Genomic DNA, 18,709 nt, shown 5'->3' with positions numbered 1-18,709 from the left:
GGTAAATGATATGGATGAAAAAGATGTCAAAATTCTGCTAGTTGAAGATGAAGAAGCAGTGGCTAGCTTTGTGAAAACAGAGCTGGGATTTGAAGGCTACCAGGTAATTTGGGCACAAGATGGTAAGGAGGCACTCGAGCTTTTTCAAAAAGAAGATCCTACCTTAATCCTGCTTGATTGGATGCTGCCAGTTTATGACGGCATCACTGTATTGCGTAGAATCCGCAAACAAAGCGATGTGCCAATCATTATGTTAACGGCGAAAAATTCCGCTTCTGACATTAGTTCTGCTCTTGATCAAGGCTTAGATGACTACATTACCAAACCTTTTGAAATTGAGGAACTTTTTGCCAGAATTCGGGTTATTTTGCGTCGCTTAAAAAAGACCCAAGAACAAAATGCAGCCCCTACTTCCACCTTTACTTTTGGTCCATTAAAAATCGACTTGGTAAAGCACGAATTCTACTGCAATGACGAAAAGATTTATTTAACGCCAAAAGAATTCGCCTTAATGACCGAACTGATGCAGGATCCCGAAAAAGTAAAAAGCCGTGATGAACTGCTCGACGTCGTCTGGGGCTATGACTTCGTGGGCCAAACCAACACGGTTGATGTCTACATTAGAACCATCCGCAACAAGTTGGGCGAACCATATAAGAAGCTCATCAAAACGGTGCGCGGCCTCGGCTATTGTTTAAGAGAAGACGATTAACATGCAAAATAAAGCTAAAACTACCACTAGCCAATTAACCAAATTATTCGTCAGTCTATTCGTGGCTATTTTGGTTCTCGTCAATATCGCCTTTTTAGTTATTTCTTCTGGCTACATTTATTACAGTGCCAAAAGTCAGAGTGAACAGCTTATTACCGCCGTAGAAGAAAATCTGGAACCGCAATACGACTGGTCGGCACTACTTGATGCCTATTTAGCAAAGCAAGACGACGATGCAATTATTTTAACTACGCCGCAGGGCCGAACCTATTATTCTGAAGATGCACACGAGACTTTTAAGGATATTAACCATAAACGCCATTATCAAAACTTTGTTGTTTCACACAAGCATATCTATTTTTTAGCACGTGAAGGACACCATGGCTATCGCATTCACGTTGCCTTAAATGTCGACGAACTCTTCAATCTAATCACCTGGCTTCTACTTACGATGCTAGGCATCAACCTAGTAGCTATCTTGATCAGCATCCTGCTCATTCGCCGTTTTGCTCATAAATGGAGCAGGCCGATTCAAACGATGAACGCGGAAATCCAGGATATTCGCAAGAATAAAACGCCTGAGAGAAAGGTCACTATTCCCGATAATCCACTTGAAATCAGGAACCTGGCGCAGTCATTTAACAATCTGCTGAGTTTTCAAAATAATGCGTTAAAGCGCGAGCAACAATTCGTCAGCGATGCTTCACACGAATTAAAGACGCCAATTGCGGCCATTCGCGGCCACGTTAATTTGATCAAACGTCGCGGGCAAAGCAACCCAGAGATTATTTCTACTTCATTAGACTATATTGATTCAGAATCGAAGAAGATGCAGTTGATCGTTAACGAGCTGCTTACTTTGGGTAGAATCGATCAGAATAACGACGACGTAACGCCAATTGATTTGGTTAAAATTGTTTCTGATGTAGTAAATGAAGTGCAGACTGTTTATCCGCAAAAAATTATTTCTAACTTGCCTGAACAACTGCTCTTCCCGATCAAGCCAACCGATTTTCGCAATATCGCCCACAACTTGGTAGAAAATGCGGCTAAATATTCACCTGCAGATAGCGAAATTAACGTCGTTTTGAAAAAACAAGCTGACAAATTACTCTTCCAAGTCGCAGACCACGGTATTGGCATTTCCCAGGAAAACCGTGAAAAGATCTTCAAACGTTTTTACCGCGAAGATAAGTCGCACTCCAGCAAAGTCGGTGGTTATGGCCTAGGCTTGGCCATCGTCAAAGCCGAAGTCGACAAGTATCACGGCCAAATCACGGTGGAAGACAACACTCCTCAAGGGACGATCTTTTCCGTTTATCTGCCCAAAGAAAAATGAAGAAATCTTCATTTAAACTCCATCTAATTTTGGTTTTTCTAACGTCCTTTCTTAGTAAGATAAATATATCAAGTCAAGCAATTAGGAATTAAGAAAACCAAAGGAGAACTATTATGAAGACTATCAACTTAAAGAAATTCGCCATCGCAGGTGCAGCTTTAATTGGCTTAGGCACTGCAGCTATCACTACTGTTAACAAAAATACGGAACCTACTACTGTTCAAGCAGCTTCCAGCAAAATTAAGGTTTCACAAAGTACAGCAGTTAAGAAATTCAGAGCCAAATATCCAAGTGCTAAGATTGACTTCATCAACTTAGAAAAAGAAAATGGTCGCTACGTTTACGAAATTGAAGGTTTTACTTCAACCAGAGAATACGACATGAGGATTAACGCTTCGACTGGTAAAGTGATTTCCGCTCATTCAGAAGCTGAAAAAAACCGCAACAAGAAGGCAATCAACTTGTCAAAAGTAATTTCACGCTCAACTGCCACTAAGATTGCTCAAAAGAAAGTTCCTGACAGCAAGGCTATCGAATGGAGCTTAGACCGTGACGGTTCAAGAACTGTTTGGGAAGTAACTGTCTCAAAGAGCGGCAAAAAGAGCGAAGTAAAGATCAATGCTTTAACTAAAAAAGTAATCAGCGTAGAACGCGACTAATTTTTGAAAGAGGTATAAGATATGAAACTCACTAAATTAACTAGTGCAATTTTATTAGGTGCAACATTATTAACTGGAACCGTGGCTTGTTCAAAGCAGGATAACAGCACTGCTCAAACTAGCCAAACCACATCACACAAGTCTACTGCAGCTAAAAGCAGCGACAACAGTCAAAGTAGTCAAACAAGCGATTCCTCCACAGAGACTACTAACAGTGTTAAGACCGAAATTAGCAAGATCAAATTAAGCCAACAAGAAGCCATTGATAAATTCCATAGCCAATTTTCTGGCAAGCAAATTAAGAGCATCGATTTATCTCTTGAAGGCAAGCAATACGTTTACGAAATCGAAGGCTTCGATAGTACCCATGAATACTCTGCCGAAATCAACGCAGAAACTGGTCATGCCAGCAGCGTTCACTCAGAGCGCTTAGATCACGATGACCGCAATGAAGCTTTGAACCTTGACGGCATTATCAGCCGCGATGAAGCTAGCGTAATCGCAGAAGAACATGCTAAAGGCACTAGCCAAGAATGGAAGCTGGACCAAGAACACGGTAAGACTTACTGGGAAGTTGAAGTAGTCAATGGTCACCAATCTACTGAGGTGAAGATTGACGCTCACAGTAAGAAAATTCTTGAAACTGAACACGATGATTAATAACTAAATGCAAACAAAAATGGTGAAGAGAAATTCTCCTCACCATTTTTTGTTTACAATTTTTTAAGTAAAAGCCAGTCAATTTGCAGATCATCACCAACTTGGAAGACGTGTTGACCTACCCGTTTAAAACCATGACGCTTGTAAAAGTGCTGCGCGTTGATGTTCTTTTCATACACGCCAAGCCACATGTAGTCCTTCTTTTCATCTCTAGCAATCTTTTCCGCATAATCAAACAAGACGTTGCCTAGTCCCTTATGCTGGAAGTTAGAACGCAAATAAATTCTTTGCAATTCAAGAGCATTTTCCTTCAGATGCTCTTTTTGTGCATCCTCCACATTGACTTTCAAATAGCCAGCGATTTTATCTCCCACCAGTAAAAAGAAGAAACGGCTATTTGGATTTTCAATCTCGCTAATCAAGACATCGGTCGCATAATCTTCGTCCAAAAAGTGTGCCATGTCATCTGGAGCCGTAAAAGGATCAAAAGTTACTTTAAATGTTTCACGTGAAATCTTTTGTAATTCTGCTACGTCGTCAGTGGTGACTGGTCTAATTGTGTAATCCATTAATACTCCCTCTTCCCGCCATTTTTAACAAAGTGCCAATTCTCACTCGCATTATCTTCTACTTGTTGCAAAAGTTCGGCCAATTCTTGTCTTTGTTTCTCATTCAAACCGGTTAGAACTAGCTCATTTGAATAAGTATTTTCTTTTTCAATTTTTTCAGCTAATTCGTCACCTTTTTTAGTTACAAACAGGTGCTTAATCTTCTTATTTTGTTGATCATTTTTTCTTTCGATCAAGCCATTATCTTCTAGCTTTTTAATACTCCGTGCCGTCGTCGTGCGATCTACATTGAGCATCCCTGCCAAATGATCAGAGATAATACCAGGATTTTCTTTGATTCTAACCAAATATAAATACTGACCGCGATTCAGCTGCATCTCTTTGAATTCAATGTTAGCAATTGAATCGAGTGCCCGCGCAATCGTGCTAATTTGTCTTAAAATACCTTCTTTCATGTTTTTCACCTAAAATTATTATATTGATTATTGTTGCAAATGCAACAATAATTTTATTAAAAATAAAAACCACGATCATTACTATCATGGTTTTATTTTCTACTTCACATAAGCATACTTGTATGACCATTGCGTACCAGCAGTATTATGAATCAAACCATGAACGCGTGGCTTTTGCAAATATGCCGTAGTTTGTTGGTAAATTGGCGTAATTGCTTGGTTCTTGTTCACGATCTTAGCGGCAGAAACCAAATCGTTCCAGCGCGTTGCAGGATCGTTAGCATCCTGATTGCCAGCTTTTCTGACCAAATTATCGTAGTTAGCATCTGACCACTTACCATAGTTGTATGAAGTGCCAGTCATCGGAATTTGCATGAAGGTCATTGGATCGTTGAAGTCACCGCCCCAGTGTGACAAGTAAATATCGAAGTTACCTTCTTGTGCACGACTATCCGAAGATTTTTCTGGCACATTTGTAATATTAACCTTGATGCCACGCAATTCCTTGGTCCATTGTGATTGCAAGTATTGCGTTAATTGATCACTATCAGACTCATCGTTTGAAGCCAAAATGTTAAAGGTTAAGCTGCTTTCACCGATTTCTTTCAAGCCTTGTTTCCAGTACTTCTTAGCCAAAGCAGGATTGTAATCAACGGTATTCTTTACCGCTTGTTCCTTAGCAAAGTCCTGGCCATTTGTTGGATTCTTAGCTAAATCAGTTGCGACAAAACCTGTTGGCAAGGTTGAGCCATTGCCTAAAACCTTCTTAGTCACAATGTCACGGTCAATTGAAAGTGACAAGGCCAAGCGAATATTTTTATTATTCAAGGCCTTACGGTTAACTGCGATCTTGTCCTTGAAGTTATAAAGCAAGAATCTAACCAATGAGTATGGGTATTGAGTAAAGTCCTTATTGCTCTTCAAATTCTTCACTTGCTCGCTTGAAAGTGGGGTTAAATCCAGCTTGCCTTGTTGATACATCTGGTAGCCGGTGTTGTTAGACTTCACTACTTGGTAGTTAATCTTGTCTAACTTAACCACCTTTTTATCCCAATAATCATTATTTTTAACAAAGGACCAAGTATCATTGGTACCGTTCCAGCCCTTAATCTTGAATGGACCTGAGTAAACCTGGTATTGTGCCTTAGTCGCATATTTCTTGCCGTACTTGTTAACGACCTTTTCGTTTTGTGGTCCAAACAATGGATAAGCCATCAGAACCTTGAAGTAAGCGATCGGTCTGTTCAGCTTAACGACTACAGTTTGCTTATTTGGTGCAGAAATACCAACTGCACTTGGCTTCATCTTGCCTTTTGCAACCGCATCCGCATTCTTTACGCCGCTAAAAAGATATGAATATGGTGAAGCGGTCTTAGGATTCAAGCTTCTGCGCCATGAGTAAACAAAATCTTGCGCGGTAATTGGATCACCGTTTGACCACTTGGCATCCCTCAACTTAAAAGTCCAAGTTTTGCCATCTTTTGATACACTACCGCTCTTAGCAAGACCCGCAGTAGGCTTACCCTTTTTGCCCAAACGATAAAAGCTTTCAAAGACATTGCCCGTTTGACCAAAACCGGTAGACTTGCTGATGTCAATGGTGTCCAGTGGTGCTGTAGTGCTTAAATTCAATGTGTTCTTTTCTGCTGTCGAAGCATTGTTATTGCCACAAGCAGCAAGAAGCAATCCTACTGAAACTGTGACAATACCTGCTAAAACTACCTTTAATTTCGACATGATTTTTCCTTTCTTTTGCAACAAAAAATTGGGATGTACTCCAACGCGGAATACATCCCAAAAAGAACCACAACTTGATAACTAGTTATTCAGTAATAGTCTTTGATGATCACACATTAGAGCACGACAAATAGATGTTGTTAATACAACAACATTGGCAGTTTTGACATTGCATTTGACGTGCTAATAACATGTGATTCATCTCCTTCTTACTTTTAATAAGCCTATCTTAACTTGAGAGTTTACAGCTGTCAACATTTTATTTTGCAAAATCCTTTTTTCAGGTATAATTATTAACGAAAAAAGGAGGAGAAAAAATGAATGTAATTGCTACTGTATTAACGTTTCTCGTAGGGATTGAACATATCGGAATTTGTTTTCTAGAAATTTTTGGTAAACCAGAAATGCAAGCTAAGGCTTTCGACATGGACCTTGATTTTGTAAAGCAGCCTGCTGCCAGAATTTCTATGGCAAATCAAGGCATCTACAACGGGATGCTCGGCCTATTATTGATATTGGTCTACTTCGTTTTTAAGGCTTCAATTGCTTTCACTGTTTGGCAATTATTGCTTACTTTGATCGTCGTAGTCGCAATTTTTGGTGGTTTTACCGCAACTAAAAAGATCTTCTTGGTGCAAATGTTACCAGCTCTACTTGCCTTGATTTTCGTAACATTACAGAAATAAGACAAATTCAATAATAATTTATTGACAATATGTCACTATCTAAAATATAGTTTATAATTAAGTATAAACTAAAACACAACTATATTTTTACAGGTAGATGACTAATGAAAAAAATCTTTTTGGCCATATTAAATATTGGCATTGGTATAGGCTTAGGTATCTTTATTGCAAAGAATTACATGACGCAACTTGAGCCCCAAACAAACAACGTAACTGTTAGCGTAGGTGACTTTTTAAACAAGACACAAAAGGTCAGCTATTCTAGCGATAAATTGCCTGCAATCCAAACCAGTCAAGCCGCCGCCATCCGTAAATTCAAATCACTTTATTCTAGTGCCGAAATTAAATCCATTTCCTTAGTGCCAGACAACGGCATCTATGTCTACAACATTATCGGCTACGATAACTACAAGGACTGCATGATTCAAGTCGACGCTACCAATAATCAAATCATCGGGCAATCAACCCAGGTACTCGACTACAACTATGATAAAGAATCTTCACTGAACTTAAAGAAAACTATTTCTCGTAAAGAAGCTACTTCCATTGCCTTGCGCGAAGTTCCTGGTGCTACGCCATTATCATGGGAACTAAAAGACGACAATGATCAAGCTATTTGGAAGATCAATCTGGTCGAAAACAGTCAAAAACGTGTCGTAAAAATTAATGCCGTCACTAAACATGTGATGTGAAAAATAAGCATTACCCTGAGGTAATGCTTATTTTTTCGCAATTTTTAATTATCTTGCTTGGCTGTTGGCACGTGACTTGTAATCACCGTTTTCAGTACCGATCACAAGCTTTTCGCCTTCGTTGATAAAGTCAGGAACTTGAACAACCAAACCAGTTTCCATAGTAGCTGGCTTACCACCACCTGCAACAGTGGCACCCTTGATACCTGGTTGAGTTTCCTTAACAGTCAATTCAACAGTTGCTGGTAATTCAATACCGATTATCTTGTTGTCATCAGTGAAGTCCATGTCAACGACAGTGTTAGGAATCAAGAACTTAACGTCGTCACCTAATTGATCAGCTGAAACTTCGTATTGGTCGTAAGTTTCAGTATCCATAAAGGTGTAAGTGTCGCCTTCGCTGTACAAGTATTGTGCGTTCTTCTTAGTTACTTCAACTAAGTCTACCTTTTCAGTTGGACGCATAGTCTTATGAACAACGGCACCACTCTTAACATCACGCAAGTCCATTTGCATAACGGTGTTACCCTTACCTGGCTTGTGGTGGTTAGCCTTCAAAACCTTGATCAACTTGCCGTCTTGACTAAAAATCATACCTTTTTTCAAATTAATTGCTTGTACCATTTGCTTTTTCTCCCTTAATTTTCTTCAATCTCTTTTTTTAATTTTTGCGTTTTTCTCTTTTTTAACACGCTGGGGGCAAAGCAAATTTTTTAATTAATAATAAATAAATCGTATTCATAATTTACAGTATACCAAATTAAATATGTCTTAGGTAAATTCGATCGATTAAATGTCCATTTGTTTTATGCAAAATCAAACTAGCTCGTTTCTTTGTTGGCGCAATATATTCACGCAGGTTGACCAAGTTGACCATTTGCCAGGTCTCTTCAGCTAGCTTTAAAGCATCATCTAGCGGACCGTTAGCCATTTCATAGTAGAAATTATTTGGCTTATCTTTGTTTAGTTTCAAGACCTTCTTGAAGCGTTGCATGTACCATTTTTCAATCAAATCTTCGTCAGCGTCGATGTAAATAGAGAAATCGAAGAAGTCGCTCGTTACGACTTGGCCGCTTTCCGGCAGCTGCAAAGTGTTGATGCCTTCGATAATCAAAACATCAGGATTCTTCACATGACCATATTTTCCAGGGACAATGTCGCTCAATTCCTGTGAATACAGTGGATACACGATGTCTTTTTTCCCGCTTAACACGTCGCTCAAGAAATCGCTGAGCATCGTCATGTTGTAACTCTCAGGGAATCCCTTGCGTGGCATGAGGTCACGACGTTTCAATTCCTCATTGGGATATAGAAAGCCATCAGTGGTCATCAAATGCACTTTTAAGTCCGGGTACGTTCTTTTAAGAAGTAACTGCAATAAACGAGCCGTCGTCGATTTTCCTACCGCAACGGAGCCAGAAATACCGATAATAAATGGAGCCGGCTTAAAATCCTTATGTAAAAATTCAATCTGAGCCTTTTGTTCATTCTTTTTTTGTTGATAAACTAAGTGTAAGTAGCTAATCAAACTAGTGTAAATTTCGTGGACGTCGGTTAAATCAACTACGTCGACTAAAGACTTAATGTTAGCTAGTTCTTCTTTAGTGATGTTTACTTTATTTTTGGGCGCAAGTTTTGCCCATTCATTTCTTTCAAAGCTTGTATAATTCTTCATATCCTGTTCCTCTAACTTATTTATTATAACGGAAAGGCTGAAACTATGAAAAAAATAATTTTATTTGGCGATTCAATTTTCAACGGTTATCGTGACGGCTGTGACACCAATCTTGTAACTAATTTGTTTAAAAAACAGCTTAAAAATTATGCACAGGTGGAAAACATCTCTAAAAGTGGTGCAACTACCATCGAAGGCGTTGATTATTTAGTGCAGATTCCTGCAGAAAAAGATTTAACTGTTGTTGAATACGGTAATAACGACGCCGCAACGGCATGGGGCATTAGTCCTGAAAACTATGAAAGAAATCTAGATCAAATTCTTGATGCTGTAGGTAAAAGCGTCGTTGTGGGACTTTGTTATCCCGATCCCACAAATAGCGAAATCAATCAATTTTATGGTGATGAGCGCCTCGATTTGTTTAACTCGATCGCCAAAAAAGTTGCTTTTGAGCACAAATCACCATTTGTGGATATTCTTCCGGCCATGAGAAAGCTCAAACACATATCGACATATTACCAAGCAGATGGCCAGCATTTAACTGATAAAGGTAACGGATTTCTGGTTAACCAGATTGTGCCCACAATTAAAAAAGAACTCGATTAGTTCAAGTCCTTTTTCATCATGATGTGCTGAATGCCAGCTTCTTCAAATGGCTCGCCGATTTCTTGATAGCCTAATTTGGCATAAAACGGTTCAACCCGCATTTGGGCATGGCAGTATAACGCCGCTACGCCCTTTTCGCGTAAGTATTCTTGTACCGCTTCAACCATCTTGCTGCCGAGGTGCATCCCTCTAGCCGCCTTTGACACCGCAACGCGACCCAACATCCACTTGCCATCTTCTTCAAAAATCCGGCAAGTAGCCAGCGCATTCGTTTGATCATCGTTCAAACGGTACGCTTGAATTGCGATCAAATCTTGGTCATCAAGTTCAGGCAAAGTAATCTTTTGCTCGGTCACAAACGTTTCTTCACGCAATCTTTCCGTGCAAAACAGCTCACGGCCGCTCATTTCATCAATCTTTTTCAGGGTAAAATCATTTATCTGCTTCATTGCTATCTACCTAAATAATTGCTTTCCTTGCCAAACCACTTTTTATTCAACTTAGCTAGTGTACCATTTTTTTGCAAGCGAACTAAGCCGGCATTGACCTTTTTACGCAAAGTCTTGTCACCCTTACGCATTCCGACCGCAAACAAATCCTTTGGCACATTATCATTTTGAATCACCTTGTAGTCCTTGCTCTTAGTCATGTGGGCAATGTAGTAGTTGGCATAAACTTCATCTAATAAAATACCCTGAATCCGACCGGCATTCAAATCTAAGAACGAATTAGAGATCGTGTCATAGAGCACGGTCTTTTTTGCGTGCAAAACATTTTGCTTAGTTTCATACCACTGCTCGGCAGTTGAACCGGTTTGCATCCCTAATTCATACTTTTTCATCTGCTTAAACGAATTAATGCCGCTGTCCTTCTTAACGACCAGTACCTGTCTGTTGCGCAAATATGGTCGACTAAAGGCCACTTTTTTCTTACGTTCAGGCGTAATACTGTAGCCGTTCCATAACAAGTCGATTGTGCCGTTACGCAATTCTGTGACGTTCATCGACCAGTCGATCGTTTGAAAACTAACGTGGATGCCATATTGTTTAAACACAGCCTTAGCTAAATCAATGTCATAACCAGTTAGCTGCCCATTCTTTTTCTCAAAACCCATGGGCACGAAACTGTCATCAAGACCCACCACAACCTGATTTTTCTGTGCGATCTTACTCCAAGTGTCTTGCGTATTTGCGCGTTCCTGCACGCTTTCACAACCAGTTAGCACTAGCATTAAAGTAGCTAATAAAACGAAAATCCATCTTTTCTTCATAGGCTACGCCTCACTTAATGGCTGGACCTTAAGCATCTGATCGGCCACGTTCTTAGCGAAGGTTAAATCGTGCGTGATGATCAATTGCGTTAAGCCTGACTTCTTCAAATCCAAGATCATCTTTTCCACTTCTTTACGCAAATTAGGATCAAGGGCGGAAGTTGGTTCGTCGTAGCACAAAATTCTTGGATTCATGGCCAAAGCTCTAGCAATTGCCACCCGCTGCTTTTGCCCACCTGATAATTGGTACGGGTACTGTTTTTCTCGACCATTCATCTGCAATTGGTCCAGCAGCTTTTGGGCGTTTTGTTCCGCTTCAGCCTTGGATTCCTTAAGCACCATCGTTGGTGCTAGCGTAATGTTTTGCAGTACGTTTAAATTAGGGAAAAGGTTGAAATCCTGAAAAACGACGCCGACATTGCCGGGATCATATGGCTTGCCATCGATTAAAATTTCGCCGCTATCCTTAGTTTCAAGGCCCGCGATAATTCTAAGCAAAGTGGTTTTACCGGCGCCAGATGGGCCCACGATCGTCATAATCTCGCCATCTTTTAAAGTGAAAGAAATATCCTTCAAAATCGGACGGTTGTTAAATTCCTTGCATAAGTTCTTTACTTCTAACATTTGTTTTCACCTGACCCTACTTGTAATAAGAAAAGTGCTTTTCAAGCCGCTTAAGAATAAAGGCGCAAATACTGATCAAGAACAAGTAGATGACGCCGACTAGTACTAGTGGCACTAAGGTTACATCCCTTGCCATCGCAACGTTACCTGCTCTAAGCAAGTCGCCCAAACCAATTACGTAAACCAATGATGAATCCTTAACCAAATTGATGACTTCGTTACCGATTGATGGCAACACGATTTTGATCACCTGGGGAATAACGATCTTGGTCATTGTCTGCCAGCGATTCAAGTGCAAAACTTGTGCCGCCTCAAATTGACCTTGATCAATCGATTGAAAACCGCCCCGGAAAATTTCAGCAAAATAAGCAGCATAGTTTAAGACGAAGGCAAATAAGGCAGCTTGGTAACGTGGAAAGACAATATGAATGATTGGCAAACCATAAAAGACAAAAATTAATTGTAAAAGCAGCGGCGTCCCTCTCATGATCCAGACATAAAAGTTAACGATCCACTTCAGCGGCTTGATCTTGCTCATTTCTCCCAATGAAACTAAAATTCCCAGCGGCGTAGCCAAAATTAAAGTCCAAAAGAAGATGCTTAACGTCATTCCCGCTCCACTAAATAAAGCTGGCAATATTTCTGTAATGTATTTCAGCGACATACTCTCACCCATTTTCCTAATAAAAAAGTCCTCTTAGGACTAGCCTAAGAGGACGACTGTATCGTGGTTCCACCTCATGTTTGCACTTGCTCACGCAAAATGCCTCACTAGGTTGATGATCGAAAAGAAAAAGCCCCCATAGCCTAATTGGCTACGAGGGCGAATGAAATCACGGTTCCACCTCATGTTTACAAACTGCTCACGCAGTCTGCCTCAATAAGTTCGATAATCAACCTTTAGCTGTAACGGGCTAACCCCGGGTTCTCCTACTTGTTTCAGAAAATCAACTCGCAGATGTGACTTCATACCAGCGTATGTTTCATTTCCACCATCAGAAACTCTCTATTACTGCGATAGGTACTACTGCTTCTGTTCTAAGTTGTTTTTAATGTTGATTAAGATAATAAACGACAAAAATTGATTTGTCAATTATTTTTCTTCGTAGGTACTCTTGTCTGCATCGAGTAATGGGCTCTTTTCACCGGTGTAAATAATGTCCAGCTTGTACATAGCACGTGAAGTAATTGTGTAAACCAATTGCGTTTCATCGACGCGGTGGTAGTTTTCTTTTGAAGCGCCCCACATGATGACAGCGTCGAATTCTAGCCCCTTAGCCAAGTATGATGGAATAATCAAAGTCCCATCAACCAAACGCTGGTTAGCGGTCGCAATTAAAGTAGCCTTTTCACCGCGATCAGCTAACATCTTGTGAACAAATTTAGCACTAGCTAAATCCTTGGTGATGACTGCAGTTGTCATCTTATGCTTTTCATTATCACGCAAAACATTGCTCAAAACGGCGACGGCTTCTTCGTCAGTCTCTCTGCCCCAGATAACTGGCTTAGGCCCCTTTCTGTTAAAGGCTTCGATCTTCTCACCTTGACGCAAAATTTGCTTGGTGAAGTTGGTCAATTCCTTAGTTGAACGGTATGACTTAGTAAGCTGCACTACGTCGGTCTTTTCTGGATCAAACAAACCAGAAATCTGCTTAAGCAAGCTGCGGCTTTCGTCCTTGGTAAAAATAGCCTGGTTTAAGTCACCCAACATGGTAAACTTAGCCCGTGGGAAGTTGTACTTCAGGTAAGCCAATTGGAATGGCGTGTAGTCTTGAATTTCATCGATAAAGGCATAACGCATCTCGTAGTCGGTTCTGCGGCCAGTAACTAAGTCGTAGAGGTACAAGTATGCGGAAACGTCGCTCATCGCAATATCATGACTCTTGAAGTTGTTCTTTACCTCTTCAACGTGCTTCATCCATTCGTCTTCGTCGATGTCCCACTTGCTTAAATCAACCATCTTAGGCACGGCACGCAAAAAGCTCAGGTATTGTGCACGCATGTTAAAGAAGTGGTTGTGCAAAATACGCTTGTGTACGCCCTTTAAAGCGGCTAAAACAATCTTTCTACCCAAGAAGGCCTCTTCTTTGGCTTCAGATTCGAATTCTTGGTCAGGACGATCGTACAAGTCGTTCAATTCTTGTTGGCTCATCCCTTCAATGGTGTGAGCTACCCAAGCCTTCTTAGTTTCAGGCGTAATCTTGCGGTTAAGTATCTTGATCAATTCTTCACGCGTAGCATCGATACGGTTAGCCAAATTATAATTTTCATTGAATGAGTAGTAGATTTCTTTGATCTTGTCTTTATCAAAGTATGGCTTCTTCTTGTCGCGGAAGTAGATGTTTTTAAAGATCACGCCGCGCTTATTAAGGCGTTTTGCATAACGGGTAAGCAAGTTAAAGAAGTTAACTGAATCCTTGAATTTGCTGATGTTGGTATCGGCAGTTGGATCTTCGAATTGCTTGAACAAGTTCTCAACGTTCATCCCTGGCAAACGACGAGCCACAAATTGCCAGTAGGTCATTTGAACCATGTTTTGTTCACCCATTTCAGGCAAAACGTTCTTGATGTAGTCGTTAAACAATTGGTTTGGACTAAACATGATGACGTCGCTTGAAGTCAGGTTGCCACGGTAACGGTACAAAAGAAAGGCAATTCTTTGCAAAATAGCACTAGTCTTACCAGAACCAGCTGCACCTTGAACAAACAACAAGTCAGCACTCGTATTTCTAATGATCTTGTTTTGTTCACGTTGAATCGTCGTTACAATCGACTTCATCTTCGTACTGGATTTTTCAGATAAAACAGACAAAAGCATTTGGTCGCCGATTGATTCGTTGGTGTCAAACATGTTGATGATCTTGCCGTCTTCAATCATGAATTGACGTTTCTTGGTCATATCAACGGTGATTTCGCCTTCTGGCGAATTATAAGTAACCTTGCCTAGTTTTCCATCATAATAAATTGAAGAAATAGGTGCACGCCAATCGTAAATCAAGAAATGATCATCTTTATCTGCAAAGGAACCTAAGCCAATATAGATGGTTTCAGGCTTTTCTTCGCCGTTTTCCTTGAAATCTACACGTGCAAAGTATGGCCGCTTCTCAAGGCGTTCTACCGTGTCGAGCTGCTTAGCTGAATGTTGCCAGGCATGTTCACGTTCACTTAATAATTGTTGCTGTTGGTGAATTGACAAGGCAGTTTCCATTGAAGTGGAATAGCCATCGTAGTCCAATTTCACATCGTCAAAAAAGTGTGAATTAAGCTCTCTTGCTTCGCCTTCAGCTGATTTGATAGATTTCTTTAAGGACTTTTCGCGTTCCTTGATTTGTTCCATGATGTTATCAAGGTGCTTTTGTTCAAGTTCTTTTTCATTATTTTCAGTTTTGGCTGTAGCCATTTAATCACCTTTCCCATAAAAATTTGCTATCTATTTTACCATAAATAGCGCTTTCATGATAGTTTTCATGCTCGTAACCAAAATATAAGTAAAAATCAGTGAAAATTTAAGTTCTAAAGATTATAATTTCAGCATTGGAGTTGAAAATAAAGTATGAGAACATTTTTTAGATTTATTCGAAATATTTTCTTGCTTGCTCTTCTCGCCTTTGGTGTTTGGACTTATAAAAATAATCCTGACTTCCAAATAGCAACCAATGATTCCTTAGTGACACTCAGCTATCGCATCAACCAGTTGCTCACGGCGGGAACGGCAACAGCACCCAAAAATGGCATTAATTCAAATACAAAAACTAATACCGATAAAACTGAAAATGATAATTCTTCTGAGACTCGTGTTTGGTCAAAGCCTGAAGCCAATGTCTATGTTGATATTAAAAACGACCTCCAGTTGCGTTCGGCCGCAATCGATGCGATGAACGCCTGGAACAGAACGGGTGCTTTCACTTTCTACCAAACTGATGATAAAAATCGCGCCCAGATCGTGATCAGCACGGTTGACGACAGCGATACCAATGCAGCCGGTGAAACGGCAACGACTTATAACCCATCAACGGGTCATTTGTTAAAAGCCGATGTACACTTGAACCGCTACTACTTGCAAAACGAGTGGTACGGCTACAGCAACAACCGCATCGTCAACACGGCTGAACACGAATTGGGCCACGCAATTGGTTTAAACCACACCAATTCCGTGTCAGTCATGTATCCTAAAGGTTCGATCTACACGATTCAACCACAAGATATTCAGAACGTCAGAAAAATTTATCATGAAAAATAATTAGCTTTATCTGCTCACCTTTTTTAAATAAAATAAAAGGTGAGTTTTTTTATTTTTATAAGGAGACAGAAATGAAGAGAATTTACGTCGTTCGACATGGTCAAACTTATATTAACCGTTACAACAAGATGCAAGGTTGGTGCGATACTCCATTAACTGAACCAGGCATTGAAGGTGCTGAAAAGGCCGGTGAAGCTTTAAAGGACGTCCCATTCGATATTGCTTTGTCTAGTGACTTAAAGAGAGCTAGCGATACCTGTGAAATCATCATGAAGCACAACGTCAACAAGTATGAATTGCAACACCTTGCTAGCCCATTCTTTAGAGAACAATTCTATGGCTACTTCGAAGGCCTCGATTCTGAAATGGCCTGGCGCATGATCGGTGGCAGCCACGGCTACGCAACTAGACAAGAACTATTTGCCCACGAAAGTATCGATACGATCAAGGACTGGATTAAGGATGCCGACCCATACCACGATGCAGAAAACGCTGAAGAATATTGGGCACGTCTTGATAAAGGTTTTAAGTTGATCAGCCAACTTGATGGTGCCGAAAATATTTTGCTTGTAACACACGGCTTTACTATTAGAAGTTTGTGGTACCGCTACGGTGATAACATCCCTCTTGTACCGGGTCCTAGAAACGCTTCAATCACCATTATGACAATGAGTGCCAAGGGCGAGATTAAGATCCCTAGCTGGAACAAGATGCATTTATAGCCAAAAAGAAAGCAGATTTCCAATTGGAAAACTGCTTTTTTATTTTTATCTATTTTTGCAAAACAAGGTTTTCATACAGTTTAACTGTAACGGCATAGTAGATGAAGTAGAGAACAATGAAGATTGAGAATGGTACCCAGAAGCCCATGTATGGATGTGGCAAAAGTGCTGTAAATAATCTGAGTCCAAACAAGACGTCGATCACACCGAGGATCCCAGGAAGAAGGAATAACACGCCAATTTCGTGTCTAATGGATTGCTTGAGCACCTTTCTTCTAGTACCAATCTTATAAAGCATTTCGTAGCGCATCTTGTCGCTGGCGGCGCCGCTCAAAACTTTGAACATCAATGTGGATGCGAGCATGGTGAGGAATGCGATTCCCAGGAAGAACCCCATGAATTCGAAACCACTGGTAAAACCCAAAATCATTTGGTATGAGAATGGTTTGGTTCGTGACAAAGCTTGAGCCATGGCTGGATTAGATGCCAGTTGCACCTTCTCCAATTTCATCAAAGTTAGGTAATCCTTAACAAAGTCTTTTACTGTAATTAAAGTAATAAACTTCTTTTGTCCTTGGATATTCTTTAACTGATTGGATGAAACTAATTTGACTGTCTTACCTAAAGTATTAGTTTGAATTCTCAAAACATTGCCAGCGTAACTGTCTTTCATAGTGAGTTCGCTAGTTTTAAACGTAACTGGTTTATAAATCGGGAAGTTATTACCGTTTTGTTTAAACTTAACGTCTCTTAATGGTGTCTTTTCAAATTCACTTTTATCGAAGTAAACGTCTTTTTTAGTTTCAACATAGTGATATGTCGATCTGGTTTTGATGTCTAATTTATCCACATTCTTTTGAACAGCCGGACTGTTTTCAATGATTGTTGCGTCATAGTATGTGCTTTTTACAGCTTGGTCATTCAAAGAGTTGAAGTTAAGACCAACAGTAATGGCACCAAGTGCTAATGCGAAAAGTAGTGAGATAACTGAAAGAATGCGGGTGTAATCGCGAATTCTGAATTTTAATTGACCTAGAGTGAAGATACGAATACCGCGGTAAGCGAAGTTCTTTCTTTTAAGTAGGAAATTAATAATGAGAGTGAAAAGAGAGTCGAAAGTGAAGTAGGTACCAGCAACAATAGTGATTAAAGCAGCTGGAATGATGAAGAAAATTGCGCTAGCTGGCATCCTCATGATGTAGTAACCAGCTGCTAAAAGTACAATACCTAAAATTGCCTCAAAAACTCTTAAACCATTTTTACGGCTAAGTTTAATTGGCTTTTGACTTTCGTGAAGCAAGTCAATGACTTTACTTCTAACGAGTTTATGCGCGTTTCTTAAAGCAGCAAGGAAGAAAATTGCGACAAAGAAGATCAAGGTCCAAATAATCGCACTAGGCAAAATTACTTGGAAGTGTGTAATTTTAAGACCAAGGTTAGCAATTAATAATTTAGAAATAAGTGCGGTTAAACCAAACCCAATAAAAATACCAAGTACGGCTGCAATAATTCCTGTAAGCAAAGTTTCACAGAAGATCAATAAACCGATCCTGGAACTCTTTGCCCCCAGCATCATAAACATGCCGTAGTCGTGCTGACGCATGCTCAGCAAAAACGAATTGGCGTAAACCAGATAAACAAATGTGATAATTGCGAGCAGGACAATACCAAAGCCGAAAATAAAGCTTAAGTAATTTCCCGGTGCGTTAACGTCGTGACTCATAAAACCGGGATTAATGGCCAAAGACAAGAACATGTAGAAAATCATGCTGGCTACAACTAGCCCTGAAAACAGCACCGTGTAGTCTTTTAACCGGCTTTTAATCCCAGTTAAGGATAGCTTCCAAATCATGCTTCTCACCTCCTATTCTTCGGTTCCTAAGTGAGCAATTAATTCATGGTAGAAATCAGTTCTGCTCTTGTTACCCTTTACCATTTGCTCACCGATCTTACCGTCTTTGATAAATAAAACATACTAATCTAGTGTTGGATGATTACTCGACGGAGTAGTCGTTCAACACTTTTTCTTTTACTATGTAAAGTGGAGATGAAGCCAATGCCGT

20 protein-coding genes, 1 pseudogene and 1 other annotated feature are annotated in these 18,709 nt (G+C 40.1%); of the genes and pseudogenes, 9 read left to right on the top strand and 12 right to left on the bottom strand.

Translation table 11 applies throughout. From position 1 onward, the window contains the following. The first annotated feature begins 10 nt into the window (after window positions 1-10). The 4 genes from WS44_RS05685 (at window position 11) to WS44_RS05670 (ending at window position 3,370) form a co-directional block, all read left to right on the top strand. Entirely contained in the window at window positions 11-712 is a 702-nt protein-coding gene (locus tag WS44_RS05685) for a response regulator transcription factor (RefSeq protein ID WP_013438545.1), read from the top strand. 1 nt (window position 713) lies between these two features. Next, window positions 714-2,051: a HAMP domain-containing sensor histidine kinase gene (locus tag WS44_RS05680; protein WP_013438546.1), complete on the top strand. Its 1,338-nt coding sequence runs from the start codon at window positions 714-716 to the stop codon at window positions 2,049-2,051. A gap of 113 nt (window positions 2,052-2,164) precedes the next feature. Further along, window positions 2,165-2,710 carry a PepSY domain-containing protein gene (locus WS44_RS05675; RefSeq protein WP_046433615.1) on the top strand — a complete coding sequence of 182 codons (546 nt, stop codon included), beginning with the start codon at window positions 2,165-2,167 and terminating at the stop codon, window positions 2,708-2,710. Between the two features lie 21 nt (window positions 2,711-2,731). Beyond that, entirely contained in the window at window positions 2,732-3,370 is a 639-nt protein-coding gene (locus WS44_RS05670) for a PepSY domain-containing protein (RefSeq protein WP_013438548.1), read from the top strand. Between the two features lie 53 nt (window positions 3,371-3,423). On the opposite strand, the gene WS44_RS05665 is transcribed toward WS44_RS05670, so the two are convergent. The 3 genes from WS44_RS05665 to WS44_RS05655 form a co-directional block, all read right to left on the bottom strand. Next, window positions 3,424-3,939 (bottom strand): GNAT family N-acetyltransferase, encoded by a 516-nt coding sequence (locus WS44_RS05665; RefSeq protein WP_046433613.1) that lies wholly within the window; start codon window positions 3,937-3,939, stop codon window positions 3,424-3,426. Beyond that, window positions 3,939-4,394: a MarR family transcriptional regulator gene (locus WS44_RS05660; protein ID WP_013438550.1), complete on the bottom strand. Its 456-nt coding sequence runs from the start codon at window positions 4,392-4,394 to the stop codon at window positions 3,939-3,941. Before WS44_RS05660 ends, WS44_RS05665 begins: the two co-directional genes overlap by 1 nt. Before the next feature lie 99 nt (window positions 4,395-4,493). Further along, window positions 4,494-6,131 (bottom strand): peptide ABC transporter substrate-binding protein, encoded by a 1,638-nt coding sequence (locus WS44_RS05655; RefSeq protein ID WP_046433612.1) that lies wholly within the window; start codon window positions 6,129-6,131, stop codon window positions 4,494-4,496. A gap of 317 nt (window positions 6,132-6,448) precedes the next feature. Between WS44_RS05655 and WS44_RS05650 the strand changes: the two genes are divergently transcribed. Both WS44_RS05650 and WS44_RS05645 read left to right on the top strand, forming a co-directional pair. Next, window positions 6,449-6,817 carry a DUF1304 domain-containing protein gene (locus WS44_RS05650; protein WP_013642394.1) on the top strand — a complete coding sequence of 123 codons (369 nt, stop codon included), beginning with the start codon at window positions 6,449-6,451 and terminating at the stop codon, window positions 6,815-6,817. 104 nt (window positions 6,818-6,921) lie between these two features. Beyond that, window positions 6,922-7,509, top strand: a complete 588-nt coding sequence (locus tag WS44_RS05645) for a PepSY domain-containing protein (protein WP_014566121.1) — start codon at window positions 6,922-6,924, stop codon at window positions 7,507-7,509. A gap of 48 nt (window positions 7,510-7,557) precedes the next feature. Here the strand turns inward: WS44_RS05645 and efp are convergent, their stop codons facing one another. Further along, window positions 7,558-8,133 (bottom strand): elongation factor P, encoded by a 576-nt coding sequence (gene efp, locus WS44_RS05640; protein WP_013438554.1) that lies wholly within the window; start codon window positions 8,131-8,133, stop codon window positions 7,558-7,560. Window positions 8,134-8,269: 136 nt separating this feature from the next. Beyond that, complete coding sequence (coaA, locus tag WS44_RS05635) at window positions 8,270-9,184, bottom strand: type I pantothenate kinase (protein ID WP_046433610.1); 915 nt, start codon at window positions 9,182-9,184, stop codon at window positions 8,270-8,272. A 45-nt stretch (window positions 9,185-9,229) separates the two neighbouring features. Here coaA and WS44_RS05630 point away from each other — a divergent pair, with 45 nt between their 5' ends. Then, window positions 9,230-9,790, top strand: a complete 561-nt coding sequence (locus tag WS44_RS05630; RefSeq protein ID WP_046433608.1) for an SGNH/GDSL hydrolase family protein — start codon at window positions 9,230-9,232, stop codon at window positions 9,788-9,790. Here WS44_RS05630 and WS44_RS05625 read toward each other — a convergent pair. The 5 genes from WS44_RS05625 to helD all read right to left on the bottom strand — a co-directional run bounded on the left by WS44_RS05625 (window position 9,787) and on the right by helD (window position 15,084). Further along, window positions 9,787-10,239 carry a GNAT family N-acetyltransferase gene (locus WS44_RS05625; RefSeq protein ID WP_013438557.1) on the bottom strand — a complete coding sequence of 151 codons (453 nt, stop codon included), beginning with the start codon at window positions 10,237-10,239 and terminating at the stop codon, window positions 9,787-9,789. The two genes, WS44_RS05630 and WS44_RS05625, sit on opposite strands and share 4 nt — an antisense overlap. 2 nt (window positions 10,240-10,241) lie before the next feature. Continuing rightward, on the bottom strand, window positions 10,242-11,060 hold the full coding sequence (locus WS44_RS05620) for an amino acid ABC transporter substrate-binding protein (RefSeq protein WP_013438558.1): 819 nt from the start codon (window positions 11,058-11,060) through the stop codon (window positions 10,242-10,244). Window positions 11,061-11,063: 3 nt separating this feature from the next. After that, window positions 11,064-11,684, bottom strand: a complete 621-nt coding sequence (locus WS44_RS05615; protein WP_013438559.1) for an amino acid ABC transporter ATP-binding protein — start codon at window positions 11,682-11,684, stop codon at window positions 11,064-11,066. A gap of 16 nt (window positions 11,685-11,700) precedes the next feature. Further along, entirely contained in the window at window positions 11,701-12,348 is a 648-nt protein-coding gene (locus WS44_RS05610; RefSeq protein WP_014566125.1) for an amino acid ABC transporter permease, read from the bottom strand. Window positions 12,349-12,393: 45 nt separating this feature from the next. Beyond that, window positions 12,394-12,734: a binding site (T-box leader), on the bottom strand. Between the two features lie 43 nt (window positions 12,735-12,777). After that, entirely contained in the window at window positions 12,778-15,084 is a 2,307-nt protein-coding gene (gene helD, locus WS44_RS05605) for an RNA polymerase recycling motor HelD (RefSeq protein WP_046433607.1), read from the bottom strand. Window positions 15,085-15,237: 153 nt separating this feature from the next. Between helD and WS44_RS05600 the strand changes: the two genes are divergently transcribed. After that, window positions 15,238-15,924, top strand: coding sequence for a M57 family metalloprotease (locus WS44_RS05600; protein WP_046433605.1), 687 nt, complete (start codon window positions 15,238-15,240; stop codon window positions 15,922-15,924). Window positions 15,925-15,995: 71 nt separating this feature from the next. Continuing rightward, on the top strand, window positions 15,996-16,646 hold the full coding sequence (locus WS44_RS05595; protein WP_046433603.1) for a histidine phosphatase family protein: 651 nt from the start codon (window positions 15,996-15,998) through the stop codon (window positions 16,644-16,646). Window positions 16,647-16,695: 49 nt separating this feature from the next. Here WS44_RS05595 and WS44_RS05590 read toward each other — a convergent pair whose 3' ends face one another. Together WS44_RS05590 and WS44_RS10275 are read right to left on the bottom strand one after the other, a co-directional pair. Further along, the gene (locus tag WS44_RS05590) at window positions 16,696-18,498 is read right to left on the bottom strand and encodes an FtsX-like permease family protein (RefSeq protein ID WP_046433601.1); all 1,803 of its coding nucleotides are present in this window, start codon (window positions 18,496-18,498) and stop codon (window positions 16,696-16,698) included. A gap of 12 nt (window positions 18,499-18,510) precedes the next feature. Then, window positions 18,511-18,618, bottom strand: a pseudogene (locus tag WS44_RS10275) (bacitracin ABC transporter ATP-binding protein); the annotation flags it as partial. Window positions 18,619-18,709: the final 91 nt, after the last annotated feature.

The sequence above is a fragment of the Lactobacillus sp. N54.MGS-719 genome, from assembly GCF_000980505.1.
Lineage (GTDB): Bacteria > Bacillota > Bacilli > Lactobacillales > Lactobacillaceae > Lactobacillus > Lactobacillus amylovorus.
The sequence above is the reverse complement of the archived record's forward strand: the minus strand, read 5'-3'. Positions and strand labels throughout refer to the sequence as shown.